The organism is Herbaspirillum sp. RTI4, from assembly GCF_034313965.1.
GTDB lineage: Bacteria > Pseudomonadota > Gammaproteobacteria > Burkholderiales > Burkholderiaceae_D > Herbaspirillum.
Genome location: NZ_JAVIWQ010000002.1, coordinates 2,054,855 through 2,072,503, shown reverse-complemented (window position 1 = coordinate 2,072,503; position 17,649 = coordinate 2,054,855). Strand labels below are relative to the sequence as shown.

Genomic DNA, 17,649 nt, shown 5'->3' with positions numbered 1-17,649 from the left:
CCTAGTTTTTACCGGAACGGGTAGAAATTTCACGCATTGCTTCACGCAATTCCAGACGCAAATCCTTGATCAGCGTTTGTCGTCCGGCGCGCATTTCTTCGATGATGGTTTGCGCGTTCACGTTCTGACGCATCAATGCTTCGCTGATGGACGACAGCGCTTCGGGAATCGAATCGAGTCCCTTGATGCGCTCATTTTGCATCGCCATGTGTTTCGCCATATCGATCTGCAACTGACGCGCGGTCAAGGCATCGCGCGCGACATTGCTGGTGTTTTCACTGATGGCCGTACCCAGTTGTCCCAGACGCGTTGCCACGGAAGCATGGATTTCACCCTGATACTGGATGGCATTCAATTCATCGGCCATGCGGGTAGAGACCTGCGTCAGCAAGGCGGGCAACTGCGCAATATGCTGTGCCGATTTCTCGTAAATACTGGCCTGATCGATTTGCTGCCCTTGCAATGTCGACAAGGCCGATGCCAGCGCATTTTGTCCGCTCTGCATGGTGCTGACGATTTTCGGCAAGAGGTCGGAACTGCGTAACGCAATATCGCCGTTGACCGTCAGGCGTTCGTTCAACAGGGAAAAACTATTCGTGATGTCTTCGCCGGACGCCAGTTTCTGATTCACGATCTGCGACAGGTTGCGAATCTCTTCCAGCGTTTGCTGCCCTACTTCGTGCATGCGCGGTCCGAACGCCATCAACTGACGTGCGCTCTTCGATTCTTCTATGCTTTCCATGAACAACTTGGCCACGCTGCCGAGGCGCTCATTCATCGTCTCCAGCTTGATGCCGGCTTGCAACGAGGCTTCGGAGCTGTTGCGCGAGGTCAATACTGATTCGCGCTGCAGCACCATCAGATCGTGCAGAAATTCGGTCAGGAACGTTTCTGAAATTCCTTGCCGCTGGGAGGAGCCCGGCCCCGACATTTCATGCACCACATGCTGCACCATGTCGCTGATACATTCGCGTGTGACGACCAGCAAGCGCTTGCCTGCGCCGCGCAGACAAATCAGCGTCAGACCCAGCGCCAGCGATCCTATCAGTCCAAACATCGAGGCGCTGAAAGCGGTACCCATGCTGGCCAGTGGCTTTTGCAAATCGGCAACCAGATGGATAAAGGATGCGTCCATATCGGCTCCCTGACTGGCCTTGCCGAAACCGTCGATCAGATCGGCGGTGCTGACCAGCGTTTCCAGCAAACCGATAAAGGTACCGAGCAGACCGAGCGCAATCATGAAGCCCGTCAGATATTGCGGAAACTCCATCTGTGCTTCCAGATGGGCATGTAATTCCGACAGCGAGCGTTCAATCGTTTCCTGTTCGATACGCGATGTCAGGCGGCCTTTGGTGCTGGCCACGCTAACCAGCACTTTGGCGATTTCTGAACCGGCGAAAATCGGGTCCTGCACCAGATCTTCCATCGTTTCACCGGCAGCGGCACGCGAATGGAACAACATCAGTTTGTCGTATTCCCAGTTGGCGGTATAGATGTTGTAGACGATCAGACCGACGCCGAATATGGCCACCGCGATGATGAACAGATTCAGAACCGGATTGATGTGAATCGCATGCAGAACGAAGCCACTGAACATGGTGCCGCCCAGCAGCAGGAACAGCGATGGGATCGCCGCCAGAAAATAGAATTTGCGTAGCGTTTTCATGATGCAGGTTTGTCCAGTCTCTTCAGTAAATTACATTTCATTGGCAGCTACCCTCGTTCATTCAACGCGGTTCGCGTAATGCCATCTGACCGAAGTGGCTCAGCGGGGACATCAGGTATTGCCATACGGTGCGCCGTCCCACCACGATGTCGGCAGTGGCCGTCATGCCCGGCATCAGCGGCGTATCACTGTCGCGGTTTTTGACGCCGCTCTGTGCGGCATCGCGCGTGACTTCCACTTTGACGCGGTAATCGCGCTCGCCGCGGGCGTTCTCTTCCGGCACCGTATCGGCACTGATTTCCGTGACCACGCCATTCATCGATCCGTACACGCCGGAATCGTAGGCGGTAACACGAACACGCGCCGGCCGGCCGATGGCGAGTTGGGCGCGGTCGGTGGGCCGGATGCGGGCTTCAATGACGAGCTTGTCGTCGATTGGCGTCATTTCCAGAATCGGATCGCCGGGCTTGACCACGCCGCCTACGGTATTAATGAAAATCCGGTTGATTACACCATTCATCGGCGCTTTGACTTCGGAACGCAAAACCCGGTCGTTGCGCGATTTCATTTCTTCCGACAAGCGCGCCAGTTCGGTTTCCGCTGTGGTCAGATCGGCGCGTGCTTCGGCGCGAAAACGCGATACGCCATCGCCGAGTTTGGCTTGCGCTTCGGCAATCGCGGCACGTAGTCGGGGAATCATGGCGCTGGCCGCGCTGAGCCGACTTTGCACGTCCTGCGAATGCGATTGCGCCTGAATATCTTCCATTTGCGAGGCGGCATTTTTGGTAAACATTGAATGCACCAGGTGATATTGCTGCTGCGCCAGCGCGTATTCATCGGCCAGACTTTTCTGCCGCGCGACCGTTTCCGACAGTTCTGCCTGACGCTGCGCCGACTGTTCGCGCAGGATGCTCAACTCGCCATTGAGTTTGGCTTGCCGCGCATCGAAGGCGGCCTGCTCGCTTTGCACTGCCGGGTCGCTGCGCGGGATGTCTTCCGGCAAACGCAATACGGCTGCGCCGTTGGCTTCTGCCGTGAGCCGCGCTACCCGCGTGCGCAAGCCCAACAGCTTGACCCGGCCTTCGCTCTGATCGGCGCTGGCTCGCACGTCGCTGATCGTGATCAGCACCTGGTTCTTGCGCACTACCGCGCCTTCGCGCGCGAAAATCGCGGCGACGATGCCGCCTTCCAGATGCTGTATCACTTGATTATGTTCGGACGAGACGATGCGACCATCGCCGCGCACCACCATGTCGATCTTGGCAAAGTAAGCCCAGACCACCAGCACCAGCATGGTCCACACGACGATCAGCACAAACAGCTTGGGTCGGGGCATGGTGCGATGCGCTTCCATGCCGCGATCGAACAGCGGTATCAGGCCACGCGCCACGATCTGGCTGCGTCGCAGATGGGCCAATGCGGTGCCGGGCTTTGGTAAAAATTTCATTTGCCGCCCGCCACGTACTGAATCACCACCTTGGCGTCGTTTTCCGCACTTTCTTCGCCCGGCACGACCCGACTCACCAGACTGACCGCAGGCACACCTAAATCCAGCAAATGATTGCGTATGGCAATCGTGCGGTAATAGGCGCGGCGTCGACCTTCGGTGTACGACACCGATGCGACGACGCCGGTAATGACTAACTTGCCTTGTTGTCCCTTGAGCCGGTCCACCCAGCGCGACAGGTTTGCGTCGAGCAGCTTGATGGCGTCAGGGGTGAGTTCCACGCCCTCGCTGTCGAAACGCAGGGTAATGCTGTCGTTCTGTCGTTCGACCTTGACTCCGGGCGCAGTATCGGTGGAAGGCGATTTGGTGGACTTCAGAACCTCTATGGTTTTATTCGGTACGCCCTCGTCGCTCTGCATGCTGCCGGCATTGGCGTTGCTGGAATTTTTAGACAGCTTGGCTTCCAGCGTCACGATCCGGTTTTTCAGTAATTTAATTTCTTCGCTTTTACTTTCGGCATCGAGCCTGACGCGTTGGGCATCGGGATCACTCTGCTCGTCTGTACCAGCACGCGGTTGTCTTTTGGTGGGCGCGACGACTTCCTCAACCAGATCTCTTTTCTGGATCAGCTTGAGTGCTTTGATCTGGGCCAGTTTTTGCGAATAGTAAAACAGGGTCACGACGAATACGACGACGACGAAAATCATCACCAACACGACGTTGGAGAGGGCATCGACGAAGCCCGGCCAGAAATTTTGTTCTTTTCCCCCTTCCATTCCCTCTCCCCTATTGCCGCATCATGGTGCGGGCATTTCTTGGACGAATTGCGATGCCCGTCCGGTGTTGCGCAGAATCTGATAACTGATGTCCGCTTGCAGAAATAACATCTGCGCCAGGTCGGTGCGCGATTGATACGCTTGCTGGTAGGCATCGAGTACATCGAGCAATTGTTTATTGCCGGTACCCAGCTGATCCAGAAAGACATCGGCGACATTGGCGTTAGCCTGATAGGCCTGCTTGGCGATATCGATGCGTTTCTTGACGGCGTCCAGCGTGCGGTAATTGATCTGAATCTGTTCTTTTAATTTGCGCTCGGTATCCAGAGCGGTGTTGTTCTTTTCTTCCAGCTTGCTGCCAATTTGTTTTTGATAGTAATAGTCGGCACCGCTGTTAAAGACATTCATGCTGAGCACCAGCATGTAACGACGATCCGTAGTGAGGGCAGGATCACCACCGGCACCCCGCGTGCGTCCTTGCGTGACTTCAATCGAGAGCTGCGGCGAGAAACGGGCACGCGCTGAATACATTTCCTGGCGTGCCGCATTCGCATCCGCGCGCGCGGCGCGTACTGCGGGATTGCTTTCATACACGCGCTCCAGCGCCAGTTTGGAGGATGCGGGCACAACCGGCATCATCTTCGCCGGTACGCCCAAGCGTTGTGTGCGTACGCCCGTCAGTTGCGCCATAGTAACCATGGCGCTTTCCAGCACGCCATTGGCTTCGATGACCGATGCCTGAGCAGTCAGAGTGCGCCCACGCACGCGTTCGAAATCGACTTTGCTGGCACCGCCGCCATCCATCCGTTTTTGCATGTATTCGAGCAAGCTGTCCATGCGTTTGGCATAGCTGGCGGCAAACGATACGGCGGCATAACCGCGCAACAAATCGTAATAGGCCTTGATGGCCTGGTAGTACAAGGTTTCGCGGGCGTCTTCGGTACGGCGGTCGGCGGCAACGGCCATCGCGGACTGCTTGCGGTAATCGAAATAGGTACTGGGATTAAACAGCGGCTGGCGCGCGATGATGCTGGTATCCGTGCGCAGGTGGATATTCGATAGCTGTGCCAGACCGGTGCTCTGATCCAGAACCGAGGCCGGGGCAGAATACTCGCGCCCGCGCTGCCCGCGTACATCAATCGTCGGCCCGAATTGACCCAGTGCGATATTTTTGGCGTATCCCGCTCCCTCTGCTTGCGCATTGGAGGCGGCATAGCTATAGCTGTTTTGCAAAGCGCGCGCCAGTGCTTCTTCCAGCGACAGAAAATTCTGTTCCTTGCCATCGCCTTCGGCGATTCCTTCTGGCAAGGTCAGCGAAGTACCGGTGAATGCCTGATCGGACTCTCGCAGCAAATGCAAAATCTCATCGTCTACATTGACCGTTCCCGCTTCTTCATTTTCAGACGCCATCGCAGGGATTCCGACCTTGAGTGGGGAAGTACGCTTGGGTAATAAACCCATGTCAGACGCAGGGGTCGGAGCAGGTATCACTATCGGCGGCGACGGTACGTCGGCACTTGCTGGCATGCGCGCTGGGGCTCCTTGAGTGAAGTCCTGCTCATTCAGGATATTTCGCGAAGCTGACGGGCGAGCTACAAGGTCCGCAGCAAATAAAGTCGGGGATGCCAGAACCAAAATAACAAAACTTTGCAGCGCAATAACTTCAAATTTTATTTTACTAATCATTTACTCAATTACTTTTCATCACTAGAAGCGCCACCACGCGCACAAAAAATGGCCGTCGTTTACCCAGCAACGGGACGACGACGACAAAAATAGCGGCTATTTATACGCGCTTTTTTCTGCAGAAATAACATTAGTGAATACAATTTCGTAATGTCTAGATTATGCAATTTATTCGAAAATTTTCTAACATATTTATCCGAGATTGTCCATTAGGAATTTGATGGGCTCGGCGTGAGCTTCACTGGCTCTCCCGCATTGGCCCACAAGCCCTCAAACCACGGTCTTCGTTTGCGCGCCACTGCCAGACGGAACGTCTGCTTGGTGTTCTTCGTGTTGTCATCCCACAGTGCCCCCACAGCCAGCACCTGGTGGTGCAGCGTTGCCAGCGTGTGATGCACCTTTTGGCGCATCACCGCATGGCGAAATACACTCATCAAGTTGTAGGCCAGCATCGTCACCCCCAGTGCCGCCTCGGTAGCCCAGAAGTCGCGCAACACAAAGCTGCCCAAGCCAAAGTCCGCCTTGAGCTCCTTGATCCGGTTCTCGCAATCTGCACGCCCGCGGTACAGGCGCCACACCTCCAGCGCCGGAATGCTCAAGTCGGTGAGCATGGCACCATAGCGCCAGCCCTGCAGATCCGGGTCATCGGCAAACAACGATAGCGTCTTGCCCGCCACCGCACCATTCTTGCGTTTGATATGCTGGCGCACCACCACCAGGCGCTGTGGTGTCCCCCAGCCCTGCGGCTGGTAGCTCAACTCGGAGACTTCCAGACCCACCTCGACTTGCTGCCACTTGCACTGATCTACGATAGATTGCTGTAGTGCATGCGTCAGTCGGGCGCTGATGATGTGGCTGATCTTCTTGGCTTTGAGCAGGGTCACTATGGTCTTGTCATAAAAACCACTGTCGGCGCGAAACAGGCCCACCTTGGTGGCCCCCAGGTTCTCCAGTGTGGACTCAATAAAACTCTCGATGTTGTTGCTCGATGCGGTGTTGCCCGGGCGCAGCCAGAAGTTGGCCACCAGGCGCCAGTCTGCTACGAACGCCAACAACGGGTGGTGGCTGGCGCGACCCTTGTTCTTGGGGTTGTAGCCCTTGGCGCCGCCTTCGATCTGGCTGCCCCAGCGGGTCAATACGGTGGAGTCCACATCCAGGGTGATGGGGTTGAGTTGGAGTTTGTCGAAGAGCCAACGGTAACTGCTGCTTTGCACTCGACTGGCGCTGGGTTGGTCAAAGCGCTGGAATAACCTGACGATGGCTTTGTGGTCTGCGGCTTTGCCCCAGCCGAACAGGCGCACCAGGGTGCTGTCCAGGCGGGTGATGTCGGCATGGGCAAAGCGCGCCGCGCCGCACCAGATACTGACGATCATTTGTTCAATGAGTTGTTCTGGCGCATAGCCCCGGTTGGAGCCGGGCTGGGGTAGATCCCAGCTTTTCAGAGCTTCTTTGAAACCCATGCCGTCAAGCATGCGCTTCAAAAGGGCCAGGCCACCCCAGGCGGTGACTTCGCGGGATGTGAATTTGAGATCGAACGGCGTTTCTGGGGGCATGGTCACTCCAAATTGCACTGAGCTCGTTGATTTCATTGGGGATTTCTAATGGTATCCATTAGAAATCCGGGCGTATCCGGGACACACCGGACTGGTGCACGATAGCAGTCCGGGGTCTAATGGACAATCTCGGTTTATGTTGTCTTTTCGACATTATAATCCATAAAAAATGTTAATTTTAGTTAATCTGTTGTTGCGGCCTCGTATATAAAATTTATTTTAAGCAACAGTTTTACTAGAGCAATCTATATAGCGATCATCCATAAAAAAAGCACCGTAACATCCGGTGCTTTTTTTACAACTATGCCGACCTGTCGACATTTTCAACTCATCAGTGCTGTGCGCCGCCACCAAGGTAGGCCGCTTGCACTGCCGGGTCGTTTTTAAGGCGTTCGGCGGGACCGTGTACCGAAATACGTCCGTTTTCCAGCACATAGCCATAATCCGCCACATTCAAGGCAGCCGCCGCAAACTGCTCCACCAGCAGCATGGTGGTGCCCTTTTCCTTCAGACGCAAAATGATGCGGAAGACTTCTTCGACCAGAATCGGTGCCAGCCCCATTGATGGCTCGTCCAGAAGGATGACTTCCGGATTGAGCATCACTGCCCGCGCCATCGCCAGCATTTGCTGCTCGCCGCCGGACAAAGTACCTGCCAGCTGATTCCGGCGCTCTTGCAAACGCGGAAATAATTCCAGCGCCTGTTGCAGATCATCCTGAATATCTCCCTTAGGACGCGATCCGGTAAAGCGAGGGAAGGCACCCAGCAAGAGATTATCTGTCACGCTCATCGTGGCGAATACACGTCGGCCTTCCGGCGAATGGGCCAACCCGGCCCGTGCAATCCGATGTGAATCAAGACCAGTCACATCTTTTCCGGCCAGCATAATGGTGCCGCTTTTCGGTTTGAGCATGCCGGAAATGGCGCGCATGGTGGTGGTCTTGCCAGCGCCATTGGAGCCGATCAGGGTCACTACTTTGCCCTTTGGCACATCCAGCGAAATGCCATGCAACACTTCAACCTTGCCGTAAGCGGCCTGCAAATTAGAAATTTTCAGCATCTTAAGCTCCCATGCCGGTGGAGGGCGCGCCATGCGCATTGAGGTCCGCTTCGCCGGCGGTACCGCCGAGATACGCTTCCACGACTTTAGGGTCGGACTGCACCGCAGCCGGTTTTCCTTCTGCAATTTTTTGTCCGAAATCGAGCACGGTCAGCGTATCGCAAATCGACATGACCACATCCATGTGATGCTCAATCAGGATGATGGTGATGCCGGTCTGGCGAATCTTGCGGATGATCGCGACCAGATCCTTGATATCAGGGGCAGTCAGACCCGCAGCAGGTTCGTCCAGCAGCAGCAAGGTCGGATTCAGACCCAGTGCGCGGCCGATTTCCAGCAAGCGTTGTTTGCCGTACGGCAGATTGCGCGCTTCTTCATTCGCCAGATCAGCCAGACCGACGAATTGCAGAATGGCCGCTGCCCGCGCCCGCGCATCACGCTCTTCGCGCATATAACGCGGGGTATGCAGCATCACATCGAGCACATTGCTCTTGAACGTGTGATGCAAGCCGACCAGCACGTTTTCTGTCGCGGTCATTTCACCGAACAGTTGCACGTTCTGGAAAGTACGTGCCACGCCACCCAAAGCAATCGCTGAAGGGGTCGATCCGGAAATAACACGGCCATTGAGTTCGACGGCACCATCGGTTGGCTTGTAAATACCGGTAAGCACATTCATCATCGTGCTCTTGCCGGAACCATTGGGACCGATGAGGCCATGTACAGTGCCTTGGACGATATTCAAATCGACCCTGTTGAGTGCCTTGAGACCGCCGAACTGCATCAGAATTTGTTTTGCTTCCAGCAAAGTAGTACCTGGCTGGGCACGATTTTCGACCGCACTCTGAACCGCTTCGACAGTCACATTTTCTGCAACTTGCACCACTGACTTAAGCCGCAAACGGCCGAACAATCCCCGCACAAAGCCGACGATACCGTCTTGCAGGTAATACACGACGAACAGCATCATCATGCCGAAGATCGTCAAGCGCCAGTCGGTAATGTTTTCCAGCCGATAGGAAAATACAGCCATCGCCACTACTGCTACCAGCGGCGGCAATATCTGGCGCAGCGTTTTGCGCTGCTTGATAAGCAAAGCCGCGCTGACGATCACGCCAATAGCGGCGGCAATCGATGCAATCAGGCGAAACAATTCAATATCGGACAGCAGACTAGGCAGCATGACGACAATCAGCGCACCAATCAGCGAACCGCTGCGCGTCTTGCGACCGCCCATGATGACTGCCAACAGGAACAAAATAGTCAATTCGAAGTTATAGGTATTCGGCGAAATGTATTCTTCGGAATACGCGTAGAGACTACCCGCCAGTCCTGCCAGCGCGGCGCTGATGACGAAGGCGTACACCTTGTAACGATAGACCGACACGCCCATGCAATCGGAAGCGATCGGACTGTCACGCAATGCCTCGAACGCGCGGCCCAGATGCGATTTGACGATACGGTGAATCACGATCAGCGACAGCACCATCAATATCGCCACCAGATAAAAATACTGGACCTCGGTCATTTTGACGCCCATCAGCAGCGGCTTGGGGACCTTGATGCCGAGCGGGCCTTCCGTCAGGAAGGTCATTTCATTGATCAGGATCTGAATAATGGTACCGAATGCCAGTGTGACCATCGCGAGGTACGGGCCGGTCACACGCAGCGCTGGCAAAGCCAGGATGGCACCAAACACGGCGGTCACGCCCAGACTAACAGGCGCGGCGACCAGGAATGGCAGTCCCAGTTTGAAGTACAGCACGCCGGTGGTGTAGGAACCGATGCCGAACAAGCCGGCATGGCCCAGCGACACTTGACCGGTATAGCCGACCACGATATCCAGACCGAACAGCAGGATGGCGTAGATCAGAATGGTTTCAGCCATGTGCAGGTAGTACGGGTTATGCACAAATTGCGGCAGCAAGGCCAGCGCGGCAATGCCAATGACTGCCAGAGAGATGTTGATTATTTTCATTGTCAGACCTTTTTGATCGCTGTTTTACCGAACAGGCCTGCGGGTTTAATCGCCAGCACCAGCAAGAGCAACACCAGCCCTGGCACTTCTTTGTAACCAGTGGAGATATAAAAACCGGTGGTGGTTTCTGCGATACCCAAAATCAAACCACCAACGATGACGCCCATGCCGGAAGTGAGTCCGCCGATGATGGCGACAGCAAATGCTTTCAAACCCAGTGCGGTACCCATGGTGGCGCCAGTCAGCGTCAGCGGTGCGACCAGCACGCCGGCGAATGCCGCGGTAGCTGATGAAAGTGCGTAGGAAAATGTGATGACCATGCGGGTGTTGATGCCCATCAATCCGGCGGCGTCACGGTCGTTTGACGTTGCTACGACTGCTTTCCCGTAAATCGATTTACGGTTGAACAATTCCACCGCCAGCATCATGCCGAGAGCGCCGACCACCACCAGGACTTGCATCGGCTGCACATTGGCACCGAAAATTTGGAACGGAGTCGATGACAAAGGGCTAGGGAAAGGTAAATCATCTTTACCCCAGATATTTTCTGCGACATTTTTAAAGATGATTGCCAGTGCAATCGTCGACATGATCCAGCCGAATTCGGATTTTATTTTGATGGCGGGACGAACAGCGATCCACTCCACCAGCATCCCTTGCAAACCACCGAAGATCAGTACCACAGGAATCATCAGCCAATAATTGAGATAGGGGCCGCCGTGGATGGTCCCGACCAGACTCAAGCCCACCAGCGCGCCCAACATCAGCGATTCGCCCTGTCCGAAGTTCAATGTCCCCGACGTCGCAAACGTGAGTTGATAACCGAATGCGATCACGGCGTAAATCATGCCGAGAGAAATTCCGCTAATGAGGAGTTGCAGCAATATTTCCATTTTATTTATCCCAGATACGGCAATCAAAACAATAAGGCAGGAACGACTACCCGGCACAAGAAATTGGTACCGGTCTTGCGTCTATCATGTTTTTGAAAAAAAGCCAGTCTCCGGTAGGCGGTGACTGGCTTGAGGCGGAATGCACGCCTGTCTTTGCGCTGCGGGGAAACCGTTAGCGAAACCCCGCATTTCTGCAAGGCAATTTATTTCGACTCAATAATGCGACCGCTCTTGACCTCGCCCATTAACACTTGGTTAGACTTGATCGCCTCGTGGTCGTCGTGGGTGAATGGCTTGTTGTAAGTCATGACCACGCCTTCTACTGCGCCGTTCAGGCTTTCCAACGCGGCGCGGACTTTTACACCGTCAGTAGCACCTGCTTGCTTAATTGCCGCCGCCAAAAGAATGATGGAATCGTAACCTTGCGCGGCAGAGACAGCCGATGGCATGCGGTCGACCTTGTAGGCTTTTTGATAAGAAGCGATGAAAGTCTTGCGCACTGGTGTGTTGCCATCCTGAATGAAGGTTTGCGGCATCCGTGCGCCCTCACCGTTCTTGCCTGCATTGTCGACGAAGTTACCCATCGAGAGCGGCCAGCTGCCGATGATTGGCACATGCCAGTTGAGCTTTTCCATGGCGTTAGCGATTTGCGCCAGCTCAGGTCCGATACCATAGGTCAGCAGGACTTCTGCGCCGCCCTGCTTTGCCTTGAGCAGCTGAGACGTCATGTCGACGTCCTTGATGTTGTACTTCTCAACAGCAACCGGCTTGATGCTCTTGGCCGTCAGTGCACGTTCCAGATCTTCGCGACCAAGCTGACCATAGTTAGTCGAGTCCGCCAGAATGGCTACTTTGCTGAATTTACGTTTGGTCACCGCTTCGTCAACAATCATGCGGGATTGAATCGTATCGTTTGCAGAAGTGCGGAAAATGTAATTGTCTGGATATTCCGGCGCTTTAAATTGCTGAGTAATCACACTGCCGGTGGCGACATTATTAATGACCGGAATTTTTGCTTCTTGATAGAAGCGCTGCGACGCCAGTGCAACACCGGTATTGGCAAACCCGACGGTTGCGACAACTTTTTCCTTATTGATCAATTCTTGCGCAACTTGCACACCGCGTTCATTTTTCGCTTCATCGTCACGTTCAATCAGTTTCAATTGACGACCCAATACGCCGCCCTTGGCATTGATGTCAGCGACCGCCAACTTGGCGCCATCGCGCATTGATACGCCCATCGGCGCTGAACCGCCGGTGAAAGGACCCGATACGCCGATCAGAATCGGGTCGGCAGCATGGCTGGAAAGGGAAAGGCTCAACAGAGCGGCGGCAACAAAGGCTTGGGTTTTATATGACATGTCTTCCTCCTGGGGGTTTATTAATTTGCCGATTACTTTTGTCGGCAATTGTAATTCTGGTTGTGCTGCCATTTGCTAGCTCCGCCGTAACGCTGCGACGGTAGGACGCGCATACAGTAACAGAATAATTCTGGGCCATGTACCTTTCAGTAAACTTACGGTTGGGGCAATTGTTGCCGTAAAAAATGGGGTAATGGAATCGGTTTGCCTGTCTGAAAATTGATCCACACGATTTTTGCGCTGCCTTCAGCAACTAATACTTCCGGCTGGTCCACGCGCCGAATTTCGTAAGCCGTTTGCAAGCTGGTACGTCCAGGCGTTTCGACATAAACCTGGATATCAATTGATCCAGGATATTTCAACTGGCGCATGAAGCGGCAGTGCGCGTCCAGTAGGACAGGCCCTTCTGCCACGGCCTCCAATGTATTGCCCATCGTTGCCAGCCAATCGATGCGTGCTTGCTCCATGTAGCGAAAATAGACCGTGTTGTTGACATGGCCAAAAGCATCCTGGTCTCCCCAGCGAAGATCCATGCGCAGTGTATGCATCAGTACTCTGGCGTTCATTCAGCAATCCTTTTTTAAACGTGGTGACATGAATTATTTATGGCGCGACGAATTAATTTCATCCGTAGAAAAATCCGCAAACTTACACAATCTCGCAGTTTGCAGCAAATACCGGCCGATCTCGCAAAATCAAATAAAATAGGGGTCCTGACATTTAGATTGAAGCCCGCTTACAAACGGAATTTTTAAACGTCAGTTGGGAGACAGGCAAAAAAGCGAACAGCGGCGACCATGCCGGGCGACAAAAACATAGTGGAATAAAAATACATGACGGATACACAAACTTCGGACCTGCTTACTCAATACGGTCCGCGCGACACCATGGAATACGATGTTGTTGTTGTCGGCGGTGGGCCGGCCGGACTTTCAGCGGCAATACGGCTCAAGCAACGCGCTGCGGAACAAGGTCGAGAACTCAGCGTTTGCGTACTGGAAAAAGGCGGCGAACTCGGCGCGCATATTTTGTCCGGCGCAGTCATGGATCCGAAAGCCCTCACCGAATTATTTTCCGACTGGAAAGAGCGCGGCGCCCCACTCAATACGGCAGTCAGCGAAGATCGCTTCCTGTTTCTGAGCGAGAAAAAATACTACAAGACACCGAACTGGCTGCTGCCAGCTTGCTTTCAGAATCACGGCAACTATGTCGTTTCTTTAGCGAACGTGGTGCGTTGGCTGGGTCAGCAGGCTGAATCGCTGGGCGTTGAAATATTTCCCGGCTTTCCTGCCGCTGAAATTCTTTACCACGACAATGGCGCGGTCAAAGGTGTGGCGACAGGCAATATGGGTGTCGATCACCACGGACAAGCAACTGCCAGCTTTCAATTAGGCATGGAGCTGCACGCCAAATACACCTTGTTCGCCGAGGGCTCCCGCGGCCATCTTGGCAAACAATTGATCGCCAAATATGCCTTGGATAAAGGGAAAGATCCGCAAACCTATGCGCTGGGCATCAAGGAGTTGTGGGAAATCGATCCGGCGCGACATCAGCCAGGTCTGGTGGTGCATACCGCAGGCTGGCCAATGAGCAACGATACTTACGGCGGTTCATTTCTGTATCACCTCGAAAATAATCAGGTTGCTGTTGGTTTTGTGGTTGGACTCGCTTATGAAAATCCTTATTTATCTCCTTACGAAGAATTTCAGCGCTACAAAACGCATCCAGAAATTCGGCGCTTCCTTGAAGGCGGCAAGCGAATTTCTTACGGCGCGCGCGCCATCACTGCTGGCGGTCTGCAATCCTTACCTAAACTCACGTTCAATGGCGGTGCGCTGATCGGCTGCGAAGCGGGCTTTTTAAATGCGAGCCGCATCAAAGGTAGTCATGCCGCGATCAAAACCGGCATGCTGGCGGCCGATGCGGCCTTTGATGCAGTCAGTGCAGGTCGCCAGTCCGATGAGTTGAGCGACTACGCCACGGCATTCGAACAATCCTGGCTGCATGAGGAGCTGCACAAGGCCCGCAATTTCAAACCGGCAATGAGCAAGGGTTTGTACACCGGCACGCTGCTCGTAGGTATTGATCAGGTGATATTCGGCGGCAAGGCACCGTGGACGCTGCATCATTCGCACGCCGATCACGAATGCCTGAAACCAGCCGCCAATTACACACCCATCGTTTATCCCAAGCCGGATGGAAAGCTGAGTTTTGACCGTCTGTCATCGGTATTCATTTCCAATACCAATCACGCGGAAGATCAGCCTGTGCATTTGACGCTGAAAGATGCTTCAGTGCCAGTCAACATCAACCTGCTCAAATATGCGGGACCAGAAGCGCGCTATTGCCCTGCCGGGGTGTATGAGTACGTGACTAATGATGATCAAACGCAACGTCTGCAAATCAATGCGCAAAACTGCGTACATTGCAAAACCTGCGACATCAAAGATCCGACACAAAATATCGTATGGGTCAGTCCGGAAGGCGGCGGCGGGCCGAATTATCCGAATATGTAATGATCAGTAGCCGGTATTAGGCGAGGCGAGGCGGTGCAGAGAGAAAGAGAGAGGGAAGCGCACCACTTCCTGCGACGAACGTCAGCTGCTTCGGGAATCCTTAAGCAAATATGGATTCCCGAAGCGCCTCGGAATAAGGGGGCTGAAGCGTTATTGTTTGTCGGGGATCGCAGACACAGGGCCTGTCGATATATATTCAGCATGTGTGTACATACGGCGTCTTACAGACTGCTAATAATCAACTTGGGGTCGGTTGCCATTGCCCGGCTACGATTTTTTCCAGCCAGAAGGTACCGATGATGGTTTTCACATCAGTGATTTCACCACCGCGTACCTGCCCCAGCAATGCCGATAATGGCATCGTAAATACCTCAAGAAATTCACCATCATCCAACTGGCTTTGTCCGGCAGTCAAATCACGCGCAAGAAAAATTTCCAGATGCTCATCGGCGTAGGCGATGGCGTTATGAATAGTGCACACGAAATCCCAACGCGCCGCCGTAAAACCTGTTTCCTCAAGCAACTCTCGCTTGGCGCATGCCAAAGCTGCCTCGCCGGCATCAATTTTCCCGGCCGGGAATTCGGTAAAAACGCGGTGGAGAGGATAACGGAACTGTCGCTCCAGCAGCACGCTTCCGTCGTCAAATAAGGGAAGGATGACAACCGCACCGGGGTGTTTGATATATTCGCGTGTAGCTTGCGCGCCGTCTGGCAACCTGATGGTGTCGCGCTGTACTTTTAGAAAGTGACCGTCATAGACTTGTTGACTATCGAGCTTTATTTCATCTAGCGGCATGGTCATCACTGCTTCCCGAAGTAGAGGCGCTTAAGAGGAACATCAAGCTTGATGTTTGCGCAAATACTGAAATACAAAACCAGGAAAAGCGAACACCAGAAACAAGCAAGCAGTGATGGCAAAAAATTCCCAGGTCTGCACAAAGACATTACCAGCCTGCGCCTCCATCAGACGTCCGGTTACACCTAACAGGATGTAGAACACCAGCAGTTCCAACAATCGCATCCAGATAGGTTTGCGATAATTGTCCGCTTTACTCAGGCGAAGAAAAGCGAACAATTGCTGATTAAAGAAGGGCACATTAGCAACCAGCAATGCCAGCAGAATCACCAGCCAGGAGGAAATGGAAACGCTCACAGGAAACGAACGCTGTCAGAGGGAAAAATGCTCAAGGTTATCAGGAGACAATTTTGCCGAGATACACGCTCAGGGTCGTCACGATTGCATTGGTACAAGCATCTAACAATGGTTTTGGCCACAATCCGAAGAGCAAAAGTGCCAGACCGTTGATGCTCATTAAAACTCGCACATCGATAGGAGCAGTCAACTTGGCGGTATCGGTTGCATCATCAAAATACATCAGCTTGACCACGCGCAAGTAATAGAAGGCACCGACCAGTGAGAACACGACTGCCACAATCGGCAGCCAAAGCTGCCCCGTACCCAGAGCGGCCTGCAACACGGAGAATTTAGCCATGAAGCCCGCCAGCGGCGGCACACCTGCCAGAGAAAACATCATCAGCATCATCATCGCTGCAAACCATGGGCTGCGTTGATTCAAGCCCTTCAAATCCTCGAGCCGATCCGCTTCAAACCCGGAGCGCGACATCATCATGATCAATCCGAAAGTACCGAGCGTCGTCAGCACATAGGTAATGACATAAAACAAGGAAGAACTATAGGCATTGACTGCAGAAAAAAGATTGCCATCGACCACACCTGATAGCAAACCCAGGAGCATGAAACCCATGTGCGAAATGGTCGAATAGGCCAACATCCGCTTGAAATTGGTTTGTGCAATCGCGGTCAGATTACCAATGATGATGGACAACACTGCCAGCACCGTCAGCATTTGCTGCCAGTCGATTGCCAGAGGCAACAGGCCTTCGACCAGAAAACGGAAAGTCAGCGCGAAAGCCGCCAGTTTTGGCGCACCGCCGAGCAACAACGTAACCGCAGTCGGCGCACCCTGATACACATCCGGCACCCACATATGGAAAGGAACTGCACCCAATTTAAACGCCAGTCCGGCAACCACAAATACCAGACCAAAAATCAGCACATTACGATCAACAGAACCAGAGATGATGGCGCGGAACACTTCGTTCAGTTCCAGCGAACCGGTTGCGCCATAGAGCATCGAAATGCCATACAACAGGAACCCCGAAGCCAGCGCCCCCAACACGAAGTACTTCATCGCGGCCTCAGTGGCCACGTTACTATCGCGTCGCAATGCAATCAGCGCATAAAGCGTCAAGGACATCAATTCCAGTCCCAGATACATACTGAGAAAATTATTGCCGGAAATCATGACCATCTGACCCAGCAGGGAGAACAACGCAAGCGGGTAAAACTCACCCCCCAGTTGCGAACCGATCATCCCGCGTTCGGTAGCATATTGGCGCGAGTAAACCAGCGTTGCACCAACAGCGATATAAGAAGCCAGCTTCAAGAGGCTCGAAAGCGGATCGCCCACAAACATGTTGCTGAAGGTATAGACCGTCGCACCGCCATTAAAAGTAAGGATGGTCAGGGCGGCGCAAACAGCAAGCGCCAGCAGCGAAAGCAAATACGTAATGAATCGCTTCCCATCGGGCAGGAACATATCGATCAGCAAAATTACAGAGGCTGCAATCAGAAGAAAAATTTCTGGATAAACAGGGATCAGGTTCGAAATAATCATATGTGCCGCTTAAG

General features: G+C 53.7%; 14 protein-coding genes. 1 reads left to right on the top strand and 13 read right to left on the bottom strand.

Annotated features, from left to right (window positions below; translation table 11 throughout):
- Window position 1: 1 nt before the first annotated feature.
- The 10 genes from RGU70_RS09420 to RGU70_RS09375 form a co-directional block, all read right to left on the bottom strand.
- Window positions 2-1,666, bottom strand: coding sequence for a biopolymer transporter ExbB (locus RGU70_RS09420; protein ID WP_322209136.1), 1,665 nt, complete (start codon window positions 1,664-1,666; stop codon window positions 2-4).
- Between the two features lie 61 nt (window positions 1,667-1,727).
- Window positions 1,728-3,113: an HlyD family type I secretion periplasmic adaptor subunit gene (locus RGU70_RS09415; RefSeq protein ID WP_322209135.1), complete on the bottom strand. Its 1,386-nt coding sequence runs from the start codon at window positions 3,111-3,113 to the stop codon at window positions 1,728-1,730.
- On the bottom strand, window positions 3,110-3,889 hold the full coding sequence (locus tag RGU70_RS09410; RefSeq protein ID WP_322209134.1) for a hypothetical protein: 780 nt from the start codon (window positions 3,887-3,889) through the stop codon (window positions 3,110-3,112). The genes RGU70_RS09415 and RGU70_RS09410 overlap by 4 nt, the downstream gene beginning before the upstream one ends.
- 21 nt (window positions 3,890-3,910) lie before the next feature.
- Entirely contained in the window at window positions 3,911-5,299 is a 1,389-nt protein-coding gene (locus tag RGU70_RS09405; protein ID WP_322209133.1) for a TolC family protein, read from the bottom strand.
- 485 nt (window positions 5,300-5,784) lie between these two features.
- Complete coding sequence (locus RGU70_RS09400) at window positions 5,785-7,128, bottom strand: IS1380 family transposase (protein WP_322209132.1); 1,344 nt, start codon at window positions 7,126-7,128, stop codon at window positions 5,785-5,787.
- Window positions 7,129-7,459: 331 nt separating this feature from the next.
- Window positions 7,460-8,188, bottom strand: coding sequence for an ABC transporter ATP-binding protein (locus RGU70_RS09395; protein ID WP_322209131.1), 729 nt, complete (start codon window positions 8,186-8,188; stop codon window positions 7,460-7,462).
- A 1-nt stretch (window position 8,189) separates the two neighbouring features.
- Complete coding sequence (locus RGU70_RS09390; protein ID WP_416186499.1) at window positions 8,190-10,166, bottom strand: ABC transporter permease subunit; 1,977 nt, start codon at window positions 10,164-10,166, stop codon at window positions 8,190-8,192.
- A 2-nt stretch (window positions 10,167-10,168) separates the two neighbouring features.
- Window positions 10,169-11,059, bottom strand: a complete 891-nt coding sequence (locus RGU70_RS09385; protein WP_322209130.1) for a branched-chain amino acid ABC transporter permease — start codon at window positions 11,057-11,059, stop codon at window positions 10,169-10,171.
- 203 nt (window positions 11,060-11,262) lie between these two features.
- Complete coding sequence (locus RGU70_RS09380; RefSeq protein WP_322209128.1) at window positions 11,263-12,420, bottom strand: ABC transporter substrate-binding protein; 1,158 nt, start codon at window positions 12,418-12,420, stop codon at window positions 11,263-11,265.
- 155 nt (window positions 12,421-12,575) lie between these two features.
- Window positions 12,576-12,968, bottom strand: a complete 393-nt coding sequence (locus RGU70_RS09375) for a thioesterase family protein (protein ID WP_322209127.1) — start codon at window positions 12,966-12,968, stop codon at window positions 12,576-12,578.
- A 285-nt stretch (window positions 12,969-13,253) separates the two neighbouring features.
- Between RGU70_RS09375 and RGU70_RS09370 the strand changes: the two genes are divergently transcribed.
- Entirely contained in the window at window positions 13,254-14,936 is a 1,683-nt protein-coding gene (locus RGU70_RS09370; protein WP_322209126.1) for an electron transfer flavoprotein-ubiquinone oxidoreductase, read from the top strand.
- 238 nt (window positions 14,937-15,174) lie between these two features.
- Here RGU70_RS09370 and RGU70_RS09365 read toward each other — a convergent pair whose 3' ends face one another.
- The 3 genes from RGU70_RS09365 to nuoN are packed head-to-tail and all read right to left on the bottom strand — an operon-like array spanning window position 15,175 to window position 17,635.
- Entirely contained in the window at window positions 15,175-15,738 is a 564-nt protein-coding gene (locus tag RGU70_RS09365) for an NUDIX hydrolase (RefSeq protein WP_322210750.1), read from the bottom strand.
- 36 nt (window positions 15,739-15,774) lie between these two features.
- Window positions 15,775-16,089: a DUF2818 family protein gene (locus tag RGU70_RS09360; RefSeq protein ID WP_322209125.1), complete on the bottom strand. Its 315-nt coding sequence runs from the start codon at window positions 16,087-16,089 to the stop codon at window positions 15,775-15,777.
- A gap of 40 nt (window positions 16,090-16,129) precedes the next feature.
- Complete coding sequence (nuoN, locus tag RGU70_RS09355; RefSeq protein WP_322209124.1) at window positions 16,130-17,635, bottom strand: NADH-quinone oxidoreductase subunit NuoN; 1,506 nt, start codon at window positions 17,633-17,635, stop codon at window positions 16,130-16,132.
- Window positions 17,636-17,649 lie beyond the last annotated feature (14 nt).

Bases quoted from the DNA above. Each gene is read 5' to 3' on its own strand.
- RGU70_RS09420 (WP_322209136.1), bottom strand. From the start codon at position 1,666: ATGAAAACGCTACGCAAATTCTATTTTCTGGCGGCGATCCCATCGCTG.
- RGU70_RS09415 (WP_322209135.1), bottom strand. From the start codon at position 3,113: ATGAAATTTTTACCAAAGCCCGGCACCGCATTGGCCCATCTGCGACGC.
- RGU70_RS09410 (WP_322209134.1), bottom strand. From the start codon at position 3,889: ATGGAAGGGGGAAAAGAACAAAATTTCTGGCCGGGCTTCGTCGATGCC.
- RGU70_RS09405 (WP_322209133.1), bottom strand. From the start codon at position 5,299: ATGGCGTCTGAAAATGAAGAAGCGGGAACGGTCAATGTAGACGATGAG.
- RGU70_RS09400 (WP_322209132.1), bottom strand. From the start codon at position 7,128: ATGCCCCCAGAAACGCCGTTCGATCTCAAATTCACATCCCGCGAAGTC.
- RGU70_RS09395 (WP_322209131.1), bottom strand. From the start codon at position 8,188: ATGCTGAAAATTTCTAATTTGCAGGCCGCTTACGGCAAGGTTGAAGTG.
- RGU70_RS09390 (WP_416186499.1), bottom strand. From the start codon at position 10,166: ATGAAAATAATCAACATCTCTCTGGCAGTCATTGGCATTGCCGCGCTG.
- RGU70_RS09385 (WP_322209130.1), bottom strand. From the start codon at position 11,059: ATGGAAATATTGCTGCAACTCCTCATTAGCGGAATTTCTCTCGGCATG.
- RGU70_RS09380 (WP_322209128.1), bottom strand. From the start codon at position 12,420: ATGTCATATAAAACCCAAGCCTTTGTTGCCGCCGCTCTGTTGAGCCTT.
- RGU70_RS09375 (WP_322209127.1), bottom strand. From the start codon at position 12,968: ATGCATACACTGCGCATGGATCTTCGCTGGGGAGACCAGGATGCTTTT.
- RGU70_RS09370 (WP_322209126.1), top strand. From the start codon at position 13,254: ATGACGGATACACAAACTTCGGACCTGCTTACTCAATACGGTCCGCGC.
- RGU70_RS09365 (WP_322210750.1), bottom strand. From the start codon at position 15,738: ATGACCATGCCGCTAGATGAAATAAAGCTCGATAGTCAACAAGTCTAT.
- nuoN (WP_322209124.1), bottom strand. From the start codon at position 17,635: ATGATTATTTCGAACCTGATCCCTGTTTATCCAGAAATTTTTCTTCTG.